The organism is Halomonas binhaiensis (assembly GCF_008329985.2).
GTDB classification, from domain to species: Bacteria; Pseudomonadota; Gammaproteobacteria; order Pseudomonadales; family Halomonadaceae; genus Halomonas; species Halomonas binhaiensis.
Window position 1 is genome coordinate 252,185 of the sequence record NZ_CP038437.2, and the last position, 20,227, is coordinate 272,411.

Annotated in this window: 15 protein-coding genes; all 15 read right to left on the reverse strand. The window is 54.0% G+C overall.

From position 1 onward, the window contains the following. Position 1: 1 nt before the first annotated feature. Positions 2-2,155, reverse strand: a complete 2,154-nt coding sequence (locus E4T21_RS01120; RefSeq protein ID WP_240349249.1) for a capsular polysaccharide biosynthesis protein — start codon at positions 2,153-2,155, stop codon at positions 2-4. Positions 2,156-2,339: 184 nt separating this feature from the next. Continuing rightward, entirely contained in the window at positions 2,340-2,651 is a 312-nt protein-coding gene (locus tag E4T21_RS01125) for a hypothetical protein (RefSeq protein WP_149282759.1), read from the reverse strand. 44 nt (positions 2,652-2,695) lie between these two features. Continuing rightward, positions 2,696-3,064, reverse strand: a complete 369-nt coding sequence (locus E4T21_RS01130; RefSeq protein WP_149282761.1) for a hypothetical protein — start codon at positions 3,062-3,064, stop codon at positions 2,696-2,698. Positions 3,065-3,221: 157 nt separating this feature from the next. Then, positions 3,222-5,489: a glycosyltransferase family 2 protein gene (locus E4T21_RS01135; protein ID WP_149282763.1), complete on the reverse strand. Its 2,268-nt coding sequence runs from the start codon at positions 5,487-5,489 to the stop codon at positions 3,222-3,224. Between the two features lie 32 nt (positions 5,490-5,521). Then, positions 5,522-6,490, reverse strand: coding sequence for a sulfotransferase family 2 domain-containing protein (locus E4T21_RS01140; RefSeq protein ID WP_149282765.1), 969 nt, complete (start codon positions 6,488-6,490; stop codon positions 5,522-5,524). 23 nt (positions 6,491-6,513) lie between these two features. Further along, complete coding sequence (locus tag E4T21_RS01145; protein ID WP_149282767.1) at positions 6,514-8,205, reverse strand: glycosyltransferase family 32 protein; 1,692 nt, start codon at positions 8,203-8,205, stop codon at positions 6,514-6,516. 385 nt (positions 8,206-8,590) lie between these two features. Continuing rightward, positions 8,591-9,583 carry a hypothetical protein gene (locus E4T21_RS01150; RefSeq protein WP_149282769.1) on the reverse strand — a complete coding sequence of 331 codons (993 nt, stop codon included), beginning with the start codon at positions 9,581-9,583 and terminating at the stop codon, positions 8,591-8,593. 18 nt (positions 9,584-9,601) lie between these two features. Next, positions 9,602-10,525, reverse strand: a complete 924-nt coding sequence (locus E4T21_RS01155) for a hypothetical protein (protein ID WP_149282771.1) — start codon at positions 10,523-10,525, stop codon at positions 9,602-9,604. Next, positions 10,525-12,117 (reverse strand): rhamnan synthesis F family protein, encoded by a 1,593-nt coding sequence (locus E4T21_RS01160; RefSeq protein ID WP_205423435.1) that lies wholly within the window; start codon positions 12,115-12,117, stop codon positions 10,525-10,527. The genes E4T21_RS01155 and E4T21_RS01160 overlap by 1 nt, the downstream gene beginning before the upstream one ends. A 528-nt stretch (positions 12,118-12,645) precedes the next feature. Then, positions 12,646-13,692 (reverse strand): HAD family hydrolase, encoded by a 1,047-nt coding sequence (locus E4T21_RS01165; protein WP_149282775.1) that lies wholly within the window; start codon positions 13,690-13,692, stop codon positions 12,646-12,648. Between the two features lie 308 nt (positions 13,693-14,000). Next, a complete protein-coding gene (gene rfbC, locus E4T21_RS01170; protein WP_149282777.1) occupies positions 14,001-14,552 on the reverse strand; it encodes a dTDP-4-dehydrorhamnose 3,5-epimerase in 552 nt (183 codons plus the stop codon). Positions 14,553-14,584: 32 nt separating this feature from the next. Beyond that, entirely contained in the window at positions 14,585-16,180 is a 1,596-nt protein-coding gene (pgm, locus tag E4T21_RS01175) for a phosphoglucomutase (alpha-D-glucose-1,6-bisphosphate-dependent) (RefSeq protein ID WP_149282779.1), read from the reverse strand. Between the two features lie 6 nt (positions 16,181-16,186). Further along, entirely contained in the window at positions 16,187-17,842 is a 1,656-nt protein-coding gene (gene pgi, locus E4T21_RS01180; protein WP_149282781.1) for a glucose-6-phosphate isomerase, read from the reverse strand. 65 nt (positions 17,843-17,907) lie between these two features. After that, entirely contained in the window at positions 17,908-18,798 is an 891-nt protein-coding gene (rfbA, locus tag E4T21_RS01185) for a glucose-1-phosphate thymidylyltransferase RfbA (protein WP_149282783.1), read from the reverse strand. Positions 18,799-19,251: 453 nt separating this feature from the next. After that, complete coding sequence (gene rfbD / locus E4T21_RS01190; protein WP_149282784.1) at positions 19,252-20,133, reverse strand: dTDP-4-dehydrorhamnose reductase; 882 nt, start codon at positions 20,131-20,133, stop codon at positions 19,252-19,254. Between the last annotated feature and the right edge of the window lie 94 nt (positions 20,134-20,227).

Genomic DNA, 20,227 nt, shown 5'->3' on the forward strand with positions numbered 1-20,227 from the left:
GTCAGCGTCTGCCGTAAAAGGTACTGCGGCACAATCGATAGGCTCGTTGCCAGAGTTTCAGAGATCTGCCTTCAAGGCGCTGTCGACGAAGTAGGGCAACGGCCGTTTCTGCATTGATGGGTTGCCCGGTGGTCGGGTCGACGTAATGTGGATAGATCAGCAAAGTGGCGGCGACGAGTTCATCAAGCGTCAGGCAGCGTTGCCGCCTGGCAGGTATCGGGCCGTGATCCCTGGTCAAGCCCCATCCCGCATAAAAAGGGACACCGTAGGTCACCACGGGCGTACCGCGCAGTAGTGCTTCGAAACCGGCAAGAGACGTCATGGTGTGGACTTCATCAGCCCGTTCGATCAAGGGTGTGGCGCTTCCGGTGACCTGGCGGTCATAGTGTTGCGGAGTTACATTGCCCCCGTCTCGCACGCCGCTGAGTACATCCGGATGAGGCTTGTAGAGGATGCAAGCGTTGGGATGGCGCTGGCGAACGGCAGTCAGCAGTTCTGCATTGGTCGTGATGTCCTGGCTGCCGGTCCGGATCGAGGCATCGCTTTCCACCTGGCCTACGACCAACAGGCATGGCTTGTCCTCAGGCAAGTCCAAGGCCTTCTCAAGAGGGCGGCAATCGTTGTGCTTGCTGGTATCGTGCTTGCCGATGTTGTACTTGCTGATGTCGTGTTCAATCAGCTGGCGGATCAGCACTCGAGCGCGCTGGCGCAGGCTTTCGGAAAATTCGCCATGCAGCAGCAGGTGCTCCAGGTCACTAGGTGTGCTGGGGTCGTAGTAGATGCCTCGACTGTCCAGCACCAGTGACAATGGCCGTTCCAGGTCGATGCCCAGCCCTACCGAGCGCAGGAAGCCATCTTCCATTCGCCACAAAGGCTGAGGCAGTTGCCGTCCCTGAGCCTGGCTCGCCCAGACGACCGTGCGCAGGTCGGGCCGGGAAGCAGGTGTGCTTCTGGCCTCTGACTGCTGGTCAGTTGCAAGGCCTTGATAGCGAATGTTGGCCGCCGGGCCAAGGAAATCACCGATGAAACCACGCTTCCATCTGGAAAATCCCAGTGCCCGCCACTCCCCTTGCCCGCGTTGGATATGGCGGCGCTGATCATTGATCAGTTCAAGGGTCGCACTGAGATCGCTGCGCTCTCCGGAGTAGGGATTGGCGTAGCGGGAATAACGTAGATATGCGGCAGCAAAGACCCAGCTCAGGGAAGGGTGGCGCTGTCGACGAGGGCATTCGACGTGGTCGTCTGTCAGCCCCCAGCCTGCATAGAAGGGCATGCCGTGACAGGTTACCGGCAGGCCTGCAAGCAAGGCTTCGAAGCCGAGCTGACTGGTGACGACATGAACGGCGTCAACCGCTTCGAACAATGCCCATGGATTGATATCTTCAGCGATGATCTGGCAGCGCGGGTGTGCGGCAGCCTGATCAAGGTGCCCGGCCTTGGTGCCGGCAATGACCTCTGGATGAATCTTGACCAGAATGTCTGCGCCGGGATGTGCTGCAAGAGCGCTTTCCAGCATCTGCTTGAAACTCTCGGCACTCGCCATGCCATGGGTGATGGATGCATCGTCCCGGGTCTGGTCCACGACCAGGACACGTGGGCGTGGACCAGGAGGCATCAGAGTGTCGGGAGCATGATTGTATTTCGACAAGCGAAGCTCTCGCAGGCGCGCCATCATGGCTAGTGCATGGGCTTCTTCTCCGGGGTGGAAGTCGCCGTCCTGTATCAGGGTCTCAAGATCGGAAGGCTGCGTTGCGTCGTAGTAGATACCTTGGTAGTCGACCACGATGGAATGCGAAGCGTAACCCTGTGCTCCTGTGCCCCAGGACCTGACAAAGCCATCCTCGATTGCGATATAAGGCCGCTGAGTCTGCTGGGCCAGCAAGCGTGCCCTGTCTGCTGTCGGCTTATATCCCCAGCCAACGATGACATCATGGCGTTGACGATGGCGACGTGACCAAGGCAGCAAGCAAGCGAACTCATGCAGGCAAGGGGCTAGTGCCGGTTGGCGGGCCATGGCGCTGGTCGCGAGCAATGCCGTTTGAATCGACTCGCCTGTTTCCATGTCTTCTATGACGTTCAGTGTGCTATCAGCCGGATGAAAAATGACGAAACCAGGTAGCCGAATGGCTATCGCTTTACCTACAGGCCCGATCAATACTCCGGTTCCGGAGCGGTGAGCAAACCCGACGGCGAGCAAACCCAACAAAGTATGTTAGCAGGCAGGGGGTGGTGAGGCCTTTGCAGAGACGCTCACGGATGAAAGCAGCAAGGAGGCGGTGGCATCGTGCCAAAAGAGCCCCGCAAGCATGCGGGGCCTTGAACGATTAAGCTGGTACAGGTCAGACTTTTTCTTTCGGCTGGGCAGGACGCAGCACAACACGCTTGACCTGCTCTTTCTTGCCGTATTTCCCTTCACGTTCGACCTGGCGGATGATAACGCCACCCAGTCCAGCGACACGCAGGCGACCTTCCTCAGTGTCATTGATCTCCTCTGACAGTGCGCGCAGGGCCATGCGAACCAGATTGGCAGCTCGCTTGTCCGGCATCTTGCCAAGGATCTGGGGGTTCAGAGTCTTGATACGCTCTACCAGGGCTTCCGGCTTGACCTGCGTGACTTCCGGGGCTGCAGTTTTGGCGGATGTGCTTGCCATGTCATTCATCTCCATTGATCTGAATCGGTTGGGGACTCCTGCTGTCAATCAAGGAGTTCCCGCTGCTTGAGCACCCGACGCAGGGCCTGCCAACTGCGCAAAGCCTCGTTGGCGATCTGCTGGGCGGCACCTTGTTCCTCTTGCTGCTCGAACCATAGGCGCGCCTGTTCCATTTGCTCGGCCAGGGTTAACGCTGCCAGTTCTTGCTTGAGCAGGTTGGTGCGATGGTGTGTGGCCACCCAGAGTTCAAATTCCGCCACTTCCTCGAAGGTCAGCTTTTCCAGCAATTCATCGTCAAGCACAGGATCGGCGAGCTTGACGCTCCCAACAATCTGAGCCTTGCCGCGCTTGATCGAGGGATCGTATGTCATGCGTACTAGCTGAACGACATGGCGACGGATTCGAAAATGCATATTCAGACAACCTGCCAACGGGAGCTCTGTAGGCAATATATTGCCCAACAAAACCGCCTGTCAATTAAGAAACTTCCCTTAACCATGGGATTTTGTTCCCATGTGGGTCCTGTGAATGACAAGTATATTGCCCGTTTTTTTGATGAGGTGGAATGGCCTACCTGAGAGAAAAGTCCTCATGTATCAGTGTCAGGTTGGGGTTGTAAGCCGGGTCGGTATCCAGTTGTTCACCCCAGATACGGCGCATGTACTCGACTTCCTTCTGGGCTCTGGCGCGTTTTTCAACGTTGTCATCGGCACCACGCGATACGGACTCGTGATGATACAGCTCTGCATAAGGCGTCCACAGGTTGCGATAACCGGCTTCCCGGATCTTCAGGCACAGGTCCACATCATTGAAGGCAACCGTCAGGTGTTGGGCGTTGAGTCCGCCGACTTCTTCGTATATTGCCTTGCGCACCACCAGGCATGCCGCCGTCACTGCTGACAGGTTGTGTGCCAAGTGCAGCCGCGTGAAGTAACCAAACGAGTTACGAGTAAAGTACTTGTGGGCGTGGCCAGCCACTCCTCCGATACCCAGGATGACACCGCCATGCTGGACCGTATCGTTGGGGTAGTAGAGCTTGGCGCCCACGCAGCCAATTTCCGGCCTGATGGCCTGACTGACCATCTCATTGAGCCAGTCGCTGTGAATGGGCTCGATGTCGTTGTTCACCAGCGCAAGGATCTCTCCCTTGGCCTGGCTGGCGCCAAAGTTGTTGATCGCTGAGTAATTGAAGGGGTGATTCCAGCGCAGCACGCGCACCCGCGAATCACGCTGTTCCACCTCGACCATGTAGTCCAGAGTCTTGTTGCAGACTGAACCGTTATCCAGAATCAACAGCTCGAAGTGGGGGTAATCCGTTCGCTCGAGAATAGCATCCACGCAGGGTTGCAGAACTTCGACCCTATCGCGGGTCGGTATCAGCATGCTGACCATGGGAGGGTGTTCAGGCAAGGGCCAGCGGATACGGTATGTGTTGGAGTAATGACCAAACTCAACCTTGGCTGCTGGGGTCTTCGACTTCAGGAAATCCTCAACGGCCTTCAGACCTGCGTGGCTGGTGTAGCCCTTTTCTCTGCTTGCCAGCGCGGTAGAGCCCTCGACGGCGCGCCAATGATAGAGCACATGAGGAATATGCACGATCTGCTGGGCTGTCAGGCGGGCAGTCACACGCAGGACCAGGTCGTGATCCTGGCTGCCTTCGTAACCTTCCCGAAATCCGCCTACTTCGCGTACCAGCGCTGTACGGTACACTCCCAGGTGCGAAATATAATTTTGTGTCAGCAGCAGATCAGGGTTCCATTGCGGCTTGAAGTGAGGGTCGAAGCGCGTTCCATCTACTCCCAGCTTGTCTTCATCGCTGTAGATCAAGCTTGCATTCGGGTTCTGGTGGAATGCTTCGGCGACTCTCAGCAGAGCATCGGGAGCCAGACAGTCGTCATGGTCCAGCAATGCCACGAACTCTCCGTCTGCCATGGCAAGAGCGCTGTTGCTGGCAGCGCAGATATGTCCATTGCTTGGGCGGTATACGACCTTGATTCGCGAATCCTGTTCGGCATATTCCGCGAGCAGTTCTGTGACCCCGGGAGCCGTTGAAGCATCATCGGCGATACACAGCTGCCAGTGGGGGTAGAGCTGCGCCTGGACGGAGTCCAGGCATTCACGCAACCAGTCGAGAGGAGGGTTATAGACCGGTACCAGCACGGAGATGAGGGGCAGCGAAGAAAGTTTCTCCAGCCTCGCTTGCACTCCTTCGGTGGACAGAGGCTCCTGTTTCTTGAGCCACTGACGATAGTCGAGTCGCGAGGTATAACGCTCGAAAGTCGCTTCATACTGTGGCAGTGCCATGTCTCGCCAATGCTGTCCCTTGGCTTCGGCCTGACGCTTGAGCTCGGGCAATATGCGTGACCGGTTCCACTCCCTCCAGTGATGATGCATGTTGGCCAGACGGCTTGCCAGGCGGTCATGAGCGAACCAGGGGCTCAGCCAGGCGATGCGCAGGTGATGAAGAGTGAAATGCCCTTCCTGCTCCATCGGGTCGAAGCGAATGGCCTTCAGTGGCTTCGACACGTAGAACATGCGCTTGGTCTTTCGGCCGCTCTTGAGGGGCAGGAAGACGCTTTCTTCTTCGCTGAAACCTTTCCCTGTATCCAGATAGAGGCGGATGGCCACCTGGGGTTGGTCATGGTCCATGGCAACTTCCAGCATTTGCCAGCCAGGCAGTGGCAGACCCTTGCGGAGAATGAACTGTGGATCGTTGTCTGTTGACTGCCATTGCCATGAAGGATCCGTGGCGGGCAGCAGGTGCTGGTGGGGTTTCAACCGGCTGAGAGGGTGAATGGTCAGCGGTGTAAATTCCAGCAACCGTTGTAACCAGCTCATGGCTTCATCCAGGCCTTTTGCATAATGCTTGTTCACTTGTCAGTTGGCCTTTCCACCTGGACAGGCCGAGGAGGGAAAGGTTGCCCCGTCTTTGCCACTCGGCATTGTACTCGGTCACCTGATTCCAGCTTGAGCGGGAGATGGAAGCCGATATAGCCGCCTCTCGGCACCTTGAATCGGCACAACCCTGGACGTAACTCGGTGGCTGCAACCTTGTCGCGTAGCTGGTCATTCACCCAGACTTCCACTTCAACCGGGCTGTCGTCTTCGGAGGCCCACCATGCCCAGCCGGCGATGCGCTGAGCATTGGCTTCCACAAGATGCGCATGTGCATAAGGCAAGCTATCACGGAAGAGCGCCATGCGTGTATCGAACAGTCGTATGCTGTGTTTATACAGTGCGATATCCCGTGCGTTCAATCGAGTGAGCTCGGAGATATCTTCCTCGCTGAGCTCATGAGCGGCATCCAGGCGAGCTTTGCCCTGGTTATCCTCCCGGTGAGGAATGTCGATGCCATAGTGAGCATTGAGCAATTCCAGGCTTTCGGTGTAGCGCTCAGTGATACCCATCATGCCAATGGCTTCAGAGGAGACACCGTGCAGAATCTTGCTCTGGCGATTATGCATCACTGGACGAGAGTAAAAGTCCCTGAAGTCCCCCTTGTATGCGTAGTGGCGAACAAAATGGGAATATTCGGACGCCATTCGCTGCAGCGGATCACGCAGGAAGGTGACGGTACTGTTGATGCCAAAGAGCGATACGAACCGACCAATATTGACGTGTCCACCGACCATGGCCACAGCCTGTTGGCGACACTGTTCTGCAAAGCCCCAGAAGTCAGTCACATCCCCATAGAGGAAGTCTTTTACCAAGCCACTGGTGGCGCTGGAGGAATTACCGTAGTCGTAGGTAATTCTCTCTGTGCCAAAATACCTTTCTGCTCCGAGTCGAAAACTTGTACCGGCTGTTTTTGGGATATGTACAAAAAACAAAGGTGTCATATTGGAACTCAATGCAAAAAGGCTCAGGAGCTGGAGGACAGTAGATTCTTTATGTAAGACTCGCCCATTAACTCATCATATGTACAGTTGGCTTTCATCCTGCGATTGAAGTTGTAAAGGCTTCTGTCAACGGGAGAGACATTGTTACTGTCACATACTTCCCTACAAAGTTTCTTGATACGTGCCAGGAAATCCTTGTTTGGATCGAGGTTGATGGCATCACACAGCAGCTTGCCTTGCCTGTTGTTATTCTTCAGCTGTTCACTGGAAAGGCTCTTGATCGTATCGGCCTTTTCCTCCCGGCTATAGCCCAGACGGTTCAGTTCCAGAATGACGGCTTTCTCTACTGTGCTCAAGGAAACGTTCGAGCGCTTCATTCTTGCGCTATTGTTACGCATTGCCGGGTAGCCAATGCATTTCAGAAAGTCGGAGAGCACATCCTTGTTTTCGACATCCTTTTCCAGGTTCCTGATGCAGAGGCTTTCCTCTCCAAAGACAGCTGAGAGTTTTTCTAGGCACCTTCCATATTGCACGAGATGAGACAAAGGGCCTGATAGAGAGTCACGAACAAAGTCGTCAATATTTCCGGTGTAATCCCCAGGAACTATTCCATAAAGATCTGTGCGCAGGCACTGTGCATATGCACTTTCGATAAAATCAAAGACATTCTTGAGGTATACGTAAAGAGTCAGTTTTCGCCCGCAACGTATGGCAAAAGCCTGCAGTGATTCCAGGAAGTCATCGTTGAGCATATCAACAGAGATTTGCTCAGATGATATAACAACTTGCCTATGCCCCTTTATCTCATTGATAAACGCATTGGCTACAGGTCCTTGAAACTTGTGCTTGACCAACTGATGATGCGCACGGACATTGTTTGGTCTTCCTGCCTGAGGATAATAGAAACCATTCCGGTTGCTGTTATCCTTGAAGAAGTCCTGAATGGAGGTGCTTCCTACCTTTGGCCAACCAATATGAACGTGGAGCTCTCCATCCGACATGTCTTTTCTTATTCGCTGGTAATCTGCATATTTTCTGATGCGTGTATGAGTGTTCTTTCCTTTCGGAATGATGCCTTCTTTCTGCTGCTCGGTCCACGAATTGGAGAAGCCTTTGACCCGGACATAGTCAAACAGGTTCTTGTTCGCTTTCTTGAAGCTTACGGGGCACGGAAAGAACTTTCCGGAGACATCCTTGAGTAGCTGGTTGATAACCCCAGGACCAGTGCAGTTGATGACGTCGTAGTTGAATCTAGAGAGGTAGAAATTCAGCTTTATCTTGGCGATGAGAGCTTCCAGGAATGGAGAGCCTTTTGGGGCGCCAATGATGGAGTTTGTAAAATGCGCACTCTGAGGGTTGTCCTGGTACTGCGAAAAGTCATCCCTTTTGAGCAGTATGATGTCTTCATCAAGATAGTCATCAAAGCTGTTTCTCATCTGCATCGACAGATCGACATAGATGCCACCGTAATGATGAACGAGTACCAGACGAGCGATGTCTGCTCTTGAAGCTGGAATCTGGTTAAGGCAGTACCACGAATATAAGTTCTCTCCCCAATTCTCTTTGATGACTTTCTTGGCCAACTCATCATCAGCTAGTATGTAATCGTATTCGGAAAGATTGTGTCTGGTTGTTTCGGCTGCTTTCAGAATACGCTCAGGAGCATGATCAGGGTTATGGCAGAATTGAATGATACGCTTTGGAATGTTGGCCATCTTTACACCATCGTGGATTAACGATCAAGCCGCCCTTCGGGGAAAGAATCTTTATAGATACATACCTGATGATAGAAAAGACACAGTAAGGACTATCATGTAGAAAAATGCCTGATAGAGATAAATATAACAATGAATGTCTTTAAGTCATCATGGCAATTGTGAAGTTATGTAAGGTATGCGGTCTACACTGAATCTAAATGTCAGCCATCTCTTTAAAAGATAAATTTCTCAATGAATGAGCAGAGATTTTCTCTATGAGGACGAGGCTAGTGAAACTATATAGTCGATCAGGAAGGGCAGTGAATGGCCATAACGGGATGTGTTACACAGGCCATGTCTTGCTCCATCACTTTTCCCTCCTGAGGCGACCGTTGGCGGCTGTTCATTTCGCTAGCTTAAGCATGAGTTCCATTTGTATCGCCAGCATCTGCTTGATTTCCTCATGATCACCCAAGGGGGCCGCATCAATAGTCGATGGCTGTACTACAATGTCATTGACTGATGCATCGGGAAGATAGTTCTCAACGAGATACTTGCCATCGGGATCAAATCTATTTTTTATTTTCTGAATGACATTCTGAGAAATAAAACCCTGGCTCTTCTTGAATGCCAGGGAATCCTTCCCGGCCATATTCAGGATGTGCTCCTTGACCGACTCGTCATGTGCATTTTCAAAAAGGTGCGGAGACCTGGAAAGAATGCTGCATAGATGAGGATTGAGACTTATATTACTACGCGATTCGGAGGCATTTGTTTTTGAAAAGTCTATGCCGATACGTGTGTAGAAGTCCTCCAGGAGATTTCCACCATGCATAAAATCCCTGTCGAGCAGGATGACAGCCAGACTGTTTTCCCCATAAATGGCGCTGAAGGTGTCAGCAGCTATCTTGTAATTTGGGTTTCCTGCTCTGATGGCATTATCCACGAACTCATCGAACTGCTTTCCATTTTTGTAGCCCCATTGCTGCCAGGCCGAAAGTAGGAAACTGTCGATGGGCTTGATGTAATACAGGACCTGAACATCTGAGAAGTAAGAAGCAAGAAGCTTGTGAATACCTTCTCCTGCAGGATGCGCCAACCCATTAACAAGATTTTCTGCTGAAATCAGGACTGTCTTGTTGTTGTTTTTTGCTCTATTGGAAATGCGTTTCAGCTTAGCTTCCAGCTCCGATTTTCCTCTCCCCTCCATCACCTTCTTGAAGAAAGGTCTGGGAGTTTCTCCATTAGGGTTAAAACCTTTGTCACCACGTATTCGCATTTGTGGATCAGGGATGATAAACCCATTTGACTCAAGGAGTTTTCTATTGGCTATGATGGATTTCTGGATGCTGGTAGAGCCGCATTTGGCATGTCCTGGATGAAGTATAAGTCGCATAAAACACACCTATGTACTTTATATGTAGTCTTCCAGAACAAAGTCAGGATGCAACGCTTTTACCGGCTTATATGTCGTTTTCTGGATCGTTGATGCATCAAAATTCAACATTTCGGCAAGAAGCTGGTTACCCTTCTGGTAATTTTCATCAAATGACTGTTGCTCATCTACCGAGAACAGAATGAACTTGTCTTCTTCTACAGGCACATTCTCGGATAGTTGAATCACTTGCTGACGAATGCGATTGAAGTCGGCATTATCCTTTGCGGCCTTTCCTCTCTCCTGAAGAACGGCCAGGCATCGCGTCGGTAATGATGGATTCACGATGGGGTTGTCTTCAGTCTTGCCAAATACAACAGGCACATCAAAGGCCTCAAAGAAGCTGTTGACCACTTGCTTGCTATAGGGGATAGCACGAACATTGTTCTGGCCAACCGCTTCTTGCCAATGCTTGATGTTCTGATAGTAATTCAGCCAGGAAAGGTTCCTTACAGCCAGCGTGAACAATGAAGCGCTGTAGCGGATATTGGAATCTTTTACTAGCTGATTGAACAAAGAAAGCAACAGTTCCGACTGTGGTCTTAACGTGAACAATGCCTCGATTCTATTGAAGTTTTCACTGGCAAACTTCCTGAATCTCGGGTTATCCATGTAGAAGGGAGACAGCTCGGAGGATAGAAGCACACTATCTGCCGGTGACTGGTCCATCTCCTGCTGAAGCTTGTCCAGAGCCTGCGCAGGGGACATGTCGCTCTGGTAGGCTCCACTTCCCTTGAAGGAAAGGGCAAATGGGTGATGAGAGTGGTCAGGCCATTGCAGAGATTGAGGATAAAGGATGCCTTTTTCTAGAAAGTCATCCTTCTGGGCCTGAATCTGCGACTGAATTGCTGATGTGCCGGTTTTGGACCAGCCAACATGCAAATATAGAGTATCTTTTTTCATTATTCACCGATGAAAGGGTTGCGTCCAACTTGACTGATCAGCTTGCCCCACTTGAGAATCTGCTCCTCATCCAGAGCATCTTCTCCCTTGAGTACATTGGGGAAGCCAAGAGCCTGCCACTTTTCCATGGGATGCAGGATATGGAAGGTTACCAGGCCAATATCTCCAGGCCGTTGAGCATCAGCAACGACATTGTCGCCAATATGCAGGTGACGATCGATACCTTCCTGTGCAAGATCCTGCTTGACTATCGCCCACATGGAGCCATTGTCCTTGCGCTTTTGCTCTGTGCTTGAAACCAGAAGTCTGTAGGGGACCGCGATACCGACTTTTCTCAGCATCAGGCCAACCTGCTCACGGGTGTAATAACTATCGGATATCACCCATATCTTGTGGCCCATGCTGCCCAGGTGGTTGAACAGCTCCACCATCTCGTTCTTGGGAAGGATCATCTCCAGGTCGAGTTCGAATTCCTGTCGCATCAGGCTATCTGCTTCTTCCGCAGATACACCAAGCTTGAGCCCGATTTCCTGGTAGATATCATCGATGACGACATCGCCCTGGAAGTTGGCTCGCTTGCGCAGTTCAAACTCTGCCTGGTTGCGAAGTTTCACGAACTCCTTCGCACTGGAGACCTTTCCTTGTTCGCATAGTTGCTTGCCCAGTTTCAACTTTGCGTAATCGGGAATGGTGTATTCACGCCTCACCAACGTATCGAAAACATCAAAGCTGATGCATGCATGTGCCTGGATGGCAGGGAGGTGCTGATCAATGCTTCCCCGGTAGCTCGACGTCGTATAGGACCTGTCGGTAGTGAACTGCCCCGTTGTCGGATAGTAGAAGAATTGCTTATATCCCTTTTCTTCGGCCAGGCTACCCAGGACTCTCTCCAGGGCATGGAGCATGGAACCATCGTTTGGCAGGGGTTCGGCGGGGAAGTCATCATATTCCCAGCTCTCGCCGACGACACCTTCCAGGGCTTCCGGCCTTGCCCAGAACATCCCTCCTACTGGATAGCTGAGGAACTCGGGGACATGAGACAGACCAAGGCGACGTTCCCACTCGCGAATGAAGGGAACGTTCATGGTCACATGGTTAACCCAGACAGGCATCATCCAGAAGGTCGTGGGATAGTAAAGTCCCAGGCTTTTATCTTCAGCAAATGCGTTAAGCACACCGGACACGATATTGGCATCACGCAGCAGGTATTCCGTCAGGTAGTCTGCCCACTGGGTCTGTTCCTTGCCCGAGAAAAGCGACTTTTTCGAGTGAAGGTGGCAGAACAGGTCATAGTTCTTCAGGTGCTCGGAGTACTCGACCAACATGGGGCCAAAGTTGCGGCCACGGTTGGGAACTATCCTGATTTCGATCCCGTTGACCTTCGGGTGACCTCCCAGGACTTCCCTGGCTTTCTCGGTGAATTCTTCTTTCGCCAGGGTCAGTAGTACGTCGACCTGAGTGGGGAATGCATCCAGTGCCTGGGCAAAGCGATCAATGAAATCGTCGTAAAAGATATGCAGGCATACTGCGATCTTGAGGTCTTTGGCAGCCTCGGAAATGATTCTTTCGGGCTCGAGAATTTCTCGCGGCAACCAGCGAGTGATCGCCGGACCGTGCCTTCTTCCTTCCGTCTTCCCATTCTTTATATAGTGATATAGAGGACTGATCTGATGATGAAAGACGTCGATGTTTTCACGGAGGTACGTTTCACTATCAAAAGCAGGGGAAGGGTTTACGGGAGCAAAGCGTGATTTCGTCAGGTAGTCCGAGAAGACGGCAAAATCATCTTCAAAGCGAACACTGTAAGTATCTCTATACCACTGAGGATCAAAGAGGCCAGCTTCAATGCACTCTCTCATCGCGATTTCATGTTCATGCTCCTGCTTAAGCACGGCACCTTGCTCCTGTACAGGTAGATTTTCTACAACGTTCTCTTGAGGGGACTGCACAGGTGCATGTTCTGATACATGTTCTTGCTCCTGCATATCTTCAGGCTGATTTTCTATCGTTTGGTTGTTGTTATATAACTTGTCTTTTGCGCTATATGCACTGCGCTGCCAAAGCTTGAGAAACTGAGACTTTGCTTTGATCATTCTTTCCATGTTAATCCTGAGCCTCCTTTAGAAGCCAAATATATGGAGAGGATTGACCATCCCATTTCCTGATATATCGTCGTCGGCTGTAAATAGGTGCCAGGAAGCCTGGGGAAGTGCTCCAGGGCGTGTCGAGAAGACTTCGAAGAGGTCTTCCACTTCTTCGGTGGTGTAGGTGATGTCCTTGGACATGGCTTCGACGACGGCGTCGATGGCGCCATCAAGCACCGCTTCCAGGTCCTGATAGAACCGTTGGCTCGACGCTTCCCTGCCATGCGAGAAGATCAGCTTGCCATCATGGGTCTGTAGAATATCGACGACTTGCCCATGCGGGGCTGTCATCAGGCATTCGAAATAGAGGGAGCGCTCGAGCATGGTATAGCCCTGCTTCCACTCCACGCCTTCACGGAAGACGCCTCTCACGGTAGCGGTATGACCGTCGATATCCGTCTGGCCGGCTTTGGTTGCGACAAAGTAGAGGCCGTCCGTATCCCGGTTCAGGAGCTTGGTGCAAAGCTTTTGGATTGTTCCTGCATATCCCAGGTCAAGCATCATGGGCGTCAGGTTCTGGTCATAAAGTCCTGAGCGTGTGAAATATTCACTCAGGGCTTCCCGGGTGTACCTGACCTGCTCATTGAGACGCTCTGCATGTGGCTCAAGCCACTCGCTTACCTTTTCTGCATCTTCTGGAAGCTCCAGGTTGAACCCCAGCAGTTCCGGCGGCAGGCAGGCGAAGACTTCGTGCATCTGGAAGCCAAAGCGCTTCATCATCAGGTCCAGTACGCTGCCCGAGAAACCACTTTTCATTGCCAGTGGCCAGATGGAGGGTTCTCCGACCATGGCCCGGAAAAGCAGGGTACGCGATACCTTCAGATAGATGGGTGAGTGCTCGAAACGGACCAGCCCTTCACTTTCCAGGCGTGTCAGGAGCCTATGGATCAACCATCCTTCACGTGCCAGGCAAACAGGCAGACGTCCGGAGGAGTTATCGCGTACGGCGCGAGCGTACATGGTAAGAGCCGGGCCCATGAAGGCGGCCCCGAACTCACGTAATGCGGTATATGTTTCTTTCATCGACAGACCCTATTGGATAGTTGAGCTACGACGTGTAGCCATAGGGAAACTCTGCATAAATGCCTGCATGTATGAATCACTTGTAGCCGCCATGAGTGGCGGCTAGTTCTCGGGCTATGCGAAAGATGTTCCGATTCGCTTCTGGCGAATCAGTAGTGCGCGGGATGGAGCGTCAGCCCACACCTATGTTTCATGGGGTGTGGGTGCTGCGCTCTGTGTGCCTTGCGACCCGCAGGGTGCGGGAAGTGAGTGTTCGTCGGGAACGAACATGGCGATCATACTGCTCGGCGGATTTACTCAGTGCTTCCTTAGCTGAACTTCTTTGAATTCTCGAAAGAATCCCCTTGGGCGTCTTTATCGGAAACTTGGGGAGCCTGGCCTTCCACCAGCGGCCACTCAATGGCCAGACTCGGATCATCCCAGCGCAGGCTGTATTCATCGCCGGGGGCATAGTAGTCGGTACACTTGTACTGGAACTCGGCACCATCCGAGCTGGTGACGTAGAAGCCATGGGCAAAACCCGGTGGAACCCAGAGCATCTGCTTGTTTTCTTCACTGAGCAGTGCACCTACCCACTGGCCAAAGGTCGGGCTGCCTTTGCGCATGTCCACGGCAACATCGAAGACTTCGCCGCGAGTGACCCGTACCAGCTTGCCCTGTGGTTGCTGCAACTGATAATGCAGGCCGCGCAGGATACCTTGGGCAGACTTGCTGTGGTTGTCCTGGACGAACTGGTAATTGCCGCAATGTTGCTCGAATTCGCTCTGGCGAAAGGTTTCCAGGAAGAAGCCGCGTTCATCACCAAAGATCTTGGGTGTCAGCAGTACCACTTCGGGAATGGCAAGAGGTTGATATTCCATGGTTCGCCTGTGTATGGATCGAGAGAAATGGGTTAAAGGCTGTTATCCAGTAATGCTTGGGCGTCAGCAATCAGAATGTCGAGATGTGCCTCGCCTTTGAAGCTTTCGGCATAGAGTTTGTAGAGTGCCTCCGTGCCACTGGGCCGTGCAGCAAACCAGCCGTTGGCAGTGGTGACCTTGATGCCACCAATGGAGGCCCCATTCCCGGGAGCTTCGGTGAGAATGGTCTCGATAGGGTCACCAGCCAGAGTGGGTGCGCTGATGCTGGATGCATTCAGCGACTTGAAGGCGGCCTTTTGCTCGATATCGCAAGGCGTATCGATGCGCCGATAGACTGGGGCCCCATGGGCTGCGGTCAAGGCTGCGTATCGTTGGCTCGGTATCTCGCCGGTCACTGCCGTGATTTCCGCGGCCAGAAGACACAGCGCGATACCGTCCTTGTCAGTGGACCAGGCATTTCCCGCATGGGTCAACAGACTGGCGCCGGCGCTCTCTTCTCCGCCGAAGGCCAACCAGCCTTGATGCAGGCCTTCCACAAACCACTTGAAGCCTACCGGGACTTCATAGAGAGGACGGTCATGGGCTGCAACCACGCGGTCGATCATTGACGAAGACACCAGTGTCTTGCCGACCTTGAGATCGGCAGACCACTGAGGTCGGTGAGTCAGCAGGTAATCGATGGCGACGGCCAGATAGTGATTGGGGTTCATCAGGCCGGCGGCATCGACGATGCCATGGCGGTCGGCGTCGGGATCGTTGCCAAAGGCGAGGTCGAAACGATCCTTGATGGCGAGGAGGTTAGCCATGGCCGCCGGGCTGGAACAGTCCATGCGGATCTTGCCGTCGTGATCCGGCGGCATGAAGCTGAAGCTGGAATCGACCTGGGTGTTCACCACTTCAAGTTGCAGGTCATAGCGCTTGGCGATGGCTTGCCAGATCGGCAATGCCGTCCCGCCCATGGGGTCTGCACCCAGACGCAGGTTGCTTGCACGAATGGCTGCCATATCGATGACATCGCCCAGGGTGGCGACATAATCACCAATCAGATCCAGGCTGCGAGCCTTGTCCAGGGCGCTGGCCTGGTCCTGGCGCTGGATGCCCTTGCCACCGTCCGCCAGATACTGGTTGGCGCGCTGTTCAATCCAGCTGGTGATGTCACCTTCCGCTGGGCCGCCGTGGGTCGGGTTGTACTTGATACCACCATCCTGCGGTGGATTGTGCGAGGGCGTGATGATCAACCCATCGGCCAGCGACTCTGTACGTTCCGCATTGTGACGCAGAATGGCATGGCTGATGACAGGGGTTGCCAGCACCTCATCGTTCTCGGCAATGACGGTATCAACCTGGTTGGCTGCCAGCACCTGCAGCGTGGTTTCCCAGGCTGGGCGTGACAGTGCATGGGTATCGCGGCCAAGGAAAAGTGGCCCGGCGATGCCAGCCTGACGACGGTAGTCGGCCACTGCCTGGGCGATGGCAGCAATATGAGCGTCGTTGAAAGATCCGTTCAGTGCCGTGCCACGATGTCCCGAGGTACCGAAACTGACCTTCTGGGCAGGGTCGGTAATGTCAGGAGTCATGTCGTGATATGCCGCAAGCAGGGTGTCAATGGAGTTATCACTCATCGTCATCTGGTCTCAAGAAGTGAGTGTCGATATCAGGAAAGCGGTGCTGGGGTCGTTGCCCCGGTCGCTGGCATCCTGTGCTTCAGTCAACGTTTGATAGATGCCTTGCGCTAATAGCTTACCTAACTCCACGCCGGGCTGGTCAAAGGGATTGAGTCCCCACAGAACTGACTGTACGAATACCTTGTGCTCGTACATGGCCAGCAGTGCACCGAGGTTCCAGGGCGTGAGTTCTTCAATCAACAGCAGGGTATTGGGCTGATTGCCTCGATAGCCACGTGCCATGTGGTCTTTCAGGTCGCCGGGAATGGCATCGTCGCCCAGTGCCATCAGGCGTGCCTGAGCCAGGCAGTTGGCCAGGGTCAGGCGCTGTTGCGCCTGCAGGGATTCCTTAAGTGCAGGTGCTGCCTGGGCATGGCGACGACGTACTGCGAGAAAGTCGGCACTGACGGTGTGAGTTCCCTGGTGCAGCAATTGATAGAAGGCATGTTGACCGTTGGGACCCACGTCTCCCCACAGGATGGGGCAGGTAGCATGACCTACGCCTTCGCCATCGAGTCCGACACTCTTGCCGTTGGATTCCATTTCCAACTGTTGCAGGAAGTCAGGCAGGCTGGCCAGCCGACCATCGTACGGAAGCACTGCATGGGTGGGTATGCCGAGAAACTGCGTATTCCAGGCACCGACCAACGCCAGCAAGGCAGGCAGGTTCTCCGTGGTAGGGGCATCCAGGAAATGGCGGTCCATGGCGTGGGCACCTGCCAGCAACTCCTCGAAGGCTGGCATGCCAATGCGGATGGCCAGGCTGATGCCAATGGGCGACCACAGCGAGAAACGCCCACCGACACCTTCGGCGAATGCCAGCTGATGATCTTCCGGAATACCGAATTCGGTCATCTTCTGGGGCTTGGCTGAGACTCCGATCATCTGCTGCTCACACACTTGCTGGCGGCTCACGTCGAGTGAACTTTCCAGCCAGGTGAGTGCGGTATTCAAGTTGAACTGAGTATCCGCCGTGGTGAACGACTTGGATGCCAGAACCAGCAGGGTCGATGCCGGGTCGAGGTGCTGCATCAATGGAATCAGCTGAGAAGCATCCATGGTGGACACGAAGTGGACTGCGACGTCGCCACCCGGATGTGTTTCCTGCAAGGCCTCGCTGATCAGGCGGGGACCAAGATCAGATCCTCCGACTCCGATATGGATCACGTCAGTAATAGGTTGGCCGGTGACTCCATGCCAGGCTCCCCGACGTACCTTCTTCACCAGAGTGGCCATTCTCTCGCGCTGTTGCTGGGCAAAGGCGACTTCGTCCTCGCTGCCCTGCGGGGCGGGACGATCCTGTGGCCAGCGCAATGAGACATGCAAGGCAGGACGCTTCTCGGACGGGTTGACGATAGCGGCGGAGAACAGCCGGTTGCGCTGTTGAGCCAGGCCACGGGTATCGGCCCAGTCCGCCAGCAATGCCAGTGTCTGTGGCTGCCAGCGTTGCTTGGACAGATCCATGACCCAGGAGCCAAAACGGAAGACCAGGTCCTGAGTACGTTGGCTGGCTGAATTGCCATCCAACAGATCCGCCAAGTCGACTTCTCGCAGCTGTGAAGCATGCTGTGCCAGTTGCTTCTGGATGTAGGCGGCTTGGCCCCTGAATGCTGCCAGCGACTCCATGTCTCACTCCTTGATCAGCTGTACTGATCGGCTTTCCTGTTACGGCTTACCGTCACGGGCAATGATTATGCCTGTGCCCGGCGCTGCTGTTTGATCAGACGTTTCAGATATTTGCCGTAACCGGTCTTCTTCAAGGTATTGGCCTGCTCAAGCAGGAAGTCATCGCTGATCCATCCTTGGCTCCAGGCGATTTCTTCGAGGCAGGCGATTTTCATGCCCTGGCGGTGTTCGATGGTCTGAACGTATTGGGCAGCTTCCAGCAGGCTGTCGTGGGTGCCGGTATCGAGCCAGGCAAAGCCGCGGCCCAGGCGCTCGACTTCCAGGTCGCCACGCTCGAGATAGGCATTGTTGATGCTGGTGATTTCCAGTTCGCCACGCTCGGAGGGCTTCACGGCCTTGGCGATTTCAACGACGTCGTTATCGTAGAAATACAGCCCGGTTACCGCATGGGAAGAACGGGGGTTGTCGGGCTTTTCCTCGATGGACAGCGCCTTGCCATCCTCGTTGAACTCGACCACACCAAAACGCTCGGGATCTTTCACCAGATAGCCGAAGACCTTTGCTCCCTTGGTCTGCTGGGAAGCGCGCTTGAGCTGTTCCGAGAAGTGCTGGCCATGGAAGATGTTGTCGCCCAGCACCAGGCACACAGGGTCGTCACCAATGAACTCTTCACCAATGATGAAAGCCTGGGCCAGGCCATCCGGGCTGGGTTGCTCCGCGTATTGCAAGCGGATGCCAAACTGCTCACCGTTACCCAGCAGATTCTTGTACTGCGGCAGGTCATCAGGTGTCGAGATGATCAGGATATCGCGAATGCCCGCGAGCATGAGCACGGACAGCGGATAATAGATCATCGGCTTGTCATAGACTGGCAGCAGTTGCTTGGAGACGCCGAGGGTTATGGGATGCAGGCGCGTGCCGGAGCCACCGGCAAGAATGATGCCTTTGCGGTTCATGGGAGGATACTCTCGTTGTTTGCTGCAGGGGACTTGGCTAGGTCTCGTACGAAAAGTGCCTTTCGGTAACTTTTCGTACAGGACCTAGGGGAAGCTGGGCAGAAACACCCTGGCTGAGCCGTGATGTCGTGATAGAGCCTTCAGCTGGTCTTGTGAACCAAGCCTTCAGCTGGTCTTGTGAACCAGGCCTTCAGCTGGTCTTGTGAACCAGGCCTTCAGCTGGTGTTGTGAACCAGGCCTTCAGCTGGTGTTGTGAACCAGGCCTTCAGCTGGTGTTATGAACCAGGCCTTCAACTGGTGTTATGAACCAGGCCTTCAACTGGTGTTATGAACCAGGCCTTCAACTGGTGTTATGAACCAGGCCTTCAACTGGTGTTATGAACCAGGCCTTCAACTGGTGTTACAGACCAGGGCTAGGCTTCAGCCGAAGCGATGCCTGGCCACTGAAGGCCTTCAGCCAAGGTGTTCCGTAAGGGTCAAGGTCAGCTGTTCGCGCCAGTCGGGCAGTCGGATATTAAAGGTCTGCTCGATTCTGGACAGGTTGAGGCGCGAGTTCAGGGGACGTGTCGCCGGCGTCGGATAGTCCGAAGTCGGAATGGACGCCACGCGCTCATTGCTGATGGCAAGCTCGACGCCCTGCGCCTGGGCTTGCCCGAAGATCTCGCAAGCGAAACCATGCCAGCTGGTTTCCCCGCGTGGGGCCAGGTGATAAAGCCCCGTCACTCTGCGCTCATGCTGGAAGCGCTGAACCGCCAGGGCAGTAACCTCGGCAATCAAGCGTGCCGGAGTGGGCGCTCCGATCTGATCTCCGACAATGGAGAGTTGTTCCTTGTCCTTGCCCAGGCGCAGCATGGTCTTCATGAAATTATGCCCGCGCGCACTGTACACCCAGCTGGTACGGAAGATCAGGTGATCACAGCCGCTCGCCAGAACCGCAGCGTCACCGGCATGCTTGCTCTGCCCGTAGATGGACAGCGGGTCTGTGACATCACCCTCCTGCCAGGCAGTTTCACCATTTCCGGGGTATACATAGTCACTGGAATAGTGCACCAACAGCAGCCCGTTTTCGGCACAGTAACGGGCCAGTGTCTCGGGGAGGGTCGCGTTGAGCGCGGTGGCCAGCTCGACTTCTTCTTCAGCCTTGTCCACTGCGGTATATGCCGCAGCGTTGATGATCAACTCAGGCTTGTGCTCATCCAGGTAACGAACGACAGCATCCTGCTTGCTGAGGTCCAGTTCATTGCGGGTCGGCGCCAGGCATTCGCCCAGAGTGCTGAGATAGCGATGGACCTCATGACCTACCTGGCCATTGACGCCAAGAAGCAACCACTTCATATCTCCCTCCTTGGTTCCTGCAACGGTTTATCCTGCAGCGGTTTTATGATGATGCGTTGTGCAATTTGCTGTTCAGTTGCCTGAAGGTTGTTCA

Coding starts and splice junctions, on each gene's coding strand:
- rfbC (WP_149282777.1), bottom strand. CDS start 14,552: ATGGAATATCAACCTCTTGCCATTCCCGAAGTGGTACTGCTGACACCC.
- pgi (WP_149282781.1), bottom strand. CDS start 17,842: ATGGAGTCGCTGGCAGCATTCAGGGGCCAAGCCGCCTACATCCAGAAG.
- E4T21_RS01155 (WP_149282771.1), bottom strand. CDS start 10,525: ATGAAAAAAGATACTCTATATTTGCATGTTGGCTGGTCCAAAACCGGC.
- E4T21_RS01150 (WP_149282769.1), bottom strand. CDS start 9,583: ATGCGACTTATACTTCATCCAGGACATGCCAAATGCGGCTCTACCAGC.
- E4T21_RS01165 (WP_149282775.1), bottom strand. CDS start 13,692: ATGAAAGAAACATATACCGCATTACGTGAGTTCGGGGCCGCCTTCATG.
- rfbD (WP_149282784.1), bottom strand. CDS start 20,133: ATGAAGTGGTTGCTTCTTGGCGTCAATGGCCAGGTAGGTCATGAGGTC.
- E4T21_RS01135 (WP_149282763.1), bottom strand. CDS start 5,489: ATGAGCTGGTTACAACGGTTGCTGGAATTTACACCGCTGACCATTCAC.
- E4T21_RS01140 (WP_149282765.1), bottom strand. CDS start 6,490: ATGACACCTTTGTTTTTTGTACATATCCCAAAAACAGCCGGTACAAGT.
- rfbA (WP_149282783.1), bottom strand. CDS start 18,798: ATGAACCGCAAAGGCATCATTCTTGCCGGTGGCTCCGGCACGCGCCTG.
- pgm (WP_149282779.1), bottom strand. CDS start 16,180: ATGACGATGAGTGATAACTCCATTGACACCCTGCTTGCGGCATATCAC.
- E4T21_RS01125 (WP_149282759.1), bottom strand. CDS start 2,651: ATGGCAAGCACATCCGCCAAAACTGCAGCCCCGGAAGTCACGCAGGTC.
- E4T21_RS01130 (WP_149282761.1), bottom strand. CDS start 3,064: ATGCATTTTCGAATCCGTCGCCATGTCGTTCAGCTAGTACGCATGACA.
- E4T21_RS01145 (WP_149282767.1), bottom strand. CDS start 8,205: ATGGCCAACATTCCAAAGCGTATCATTCAATTCTGCCATAACCCTGAT.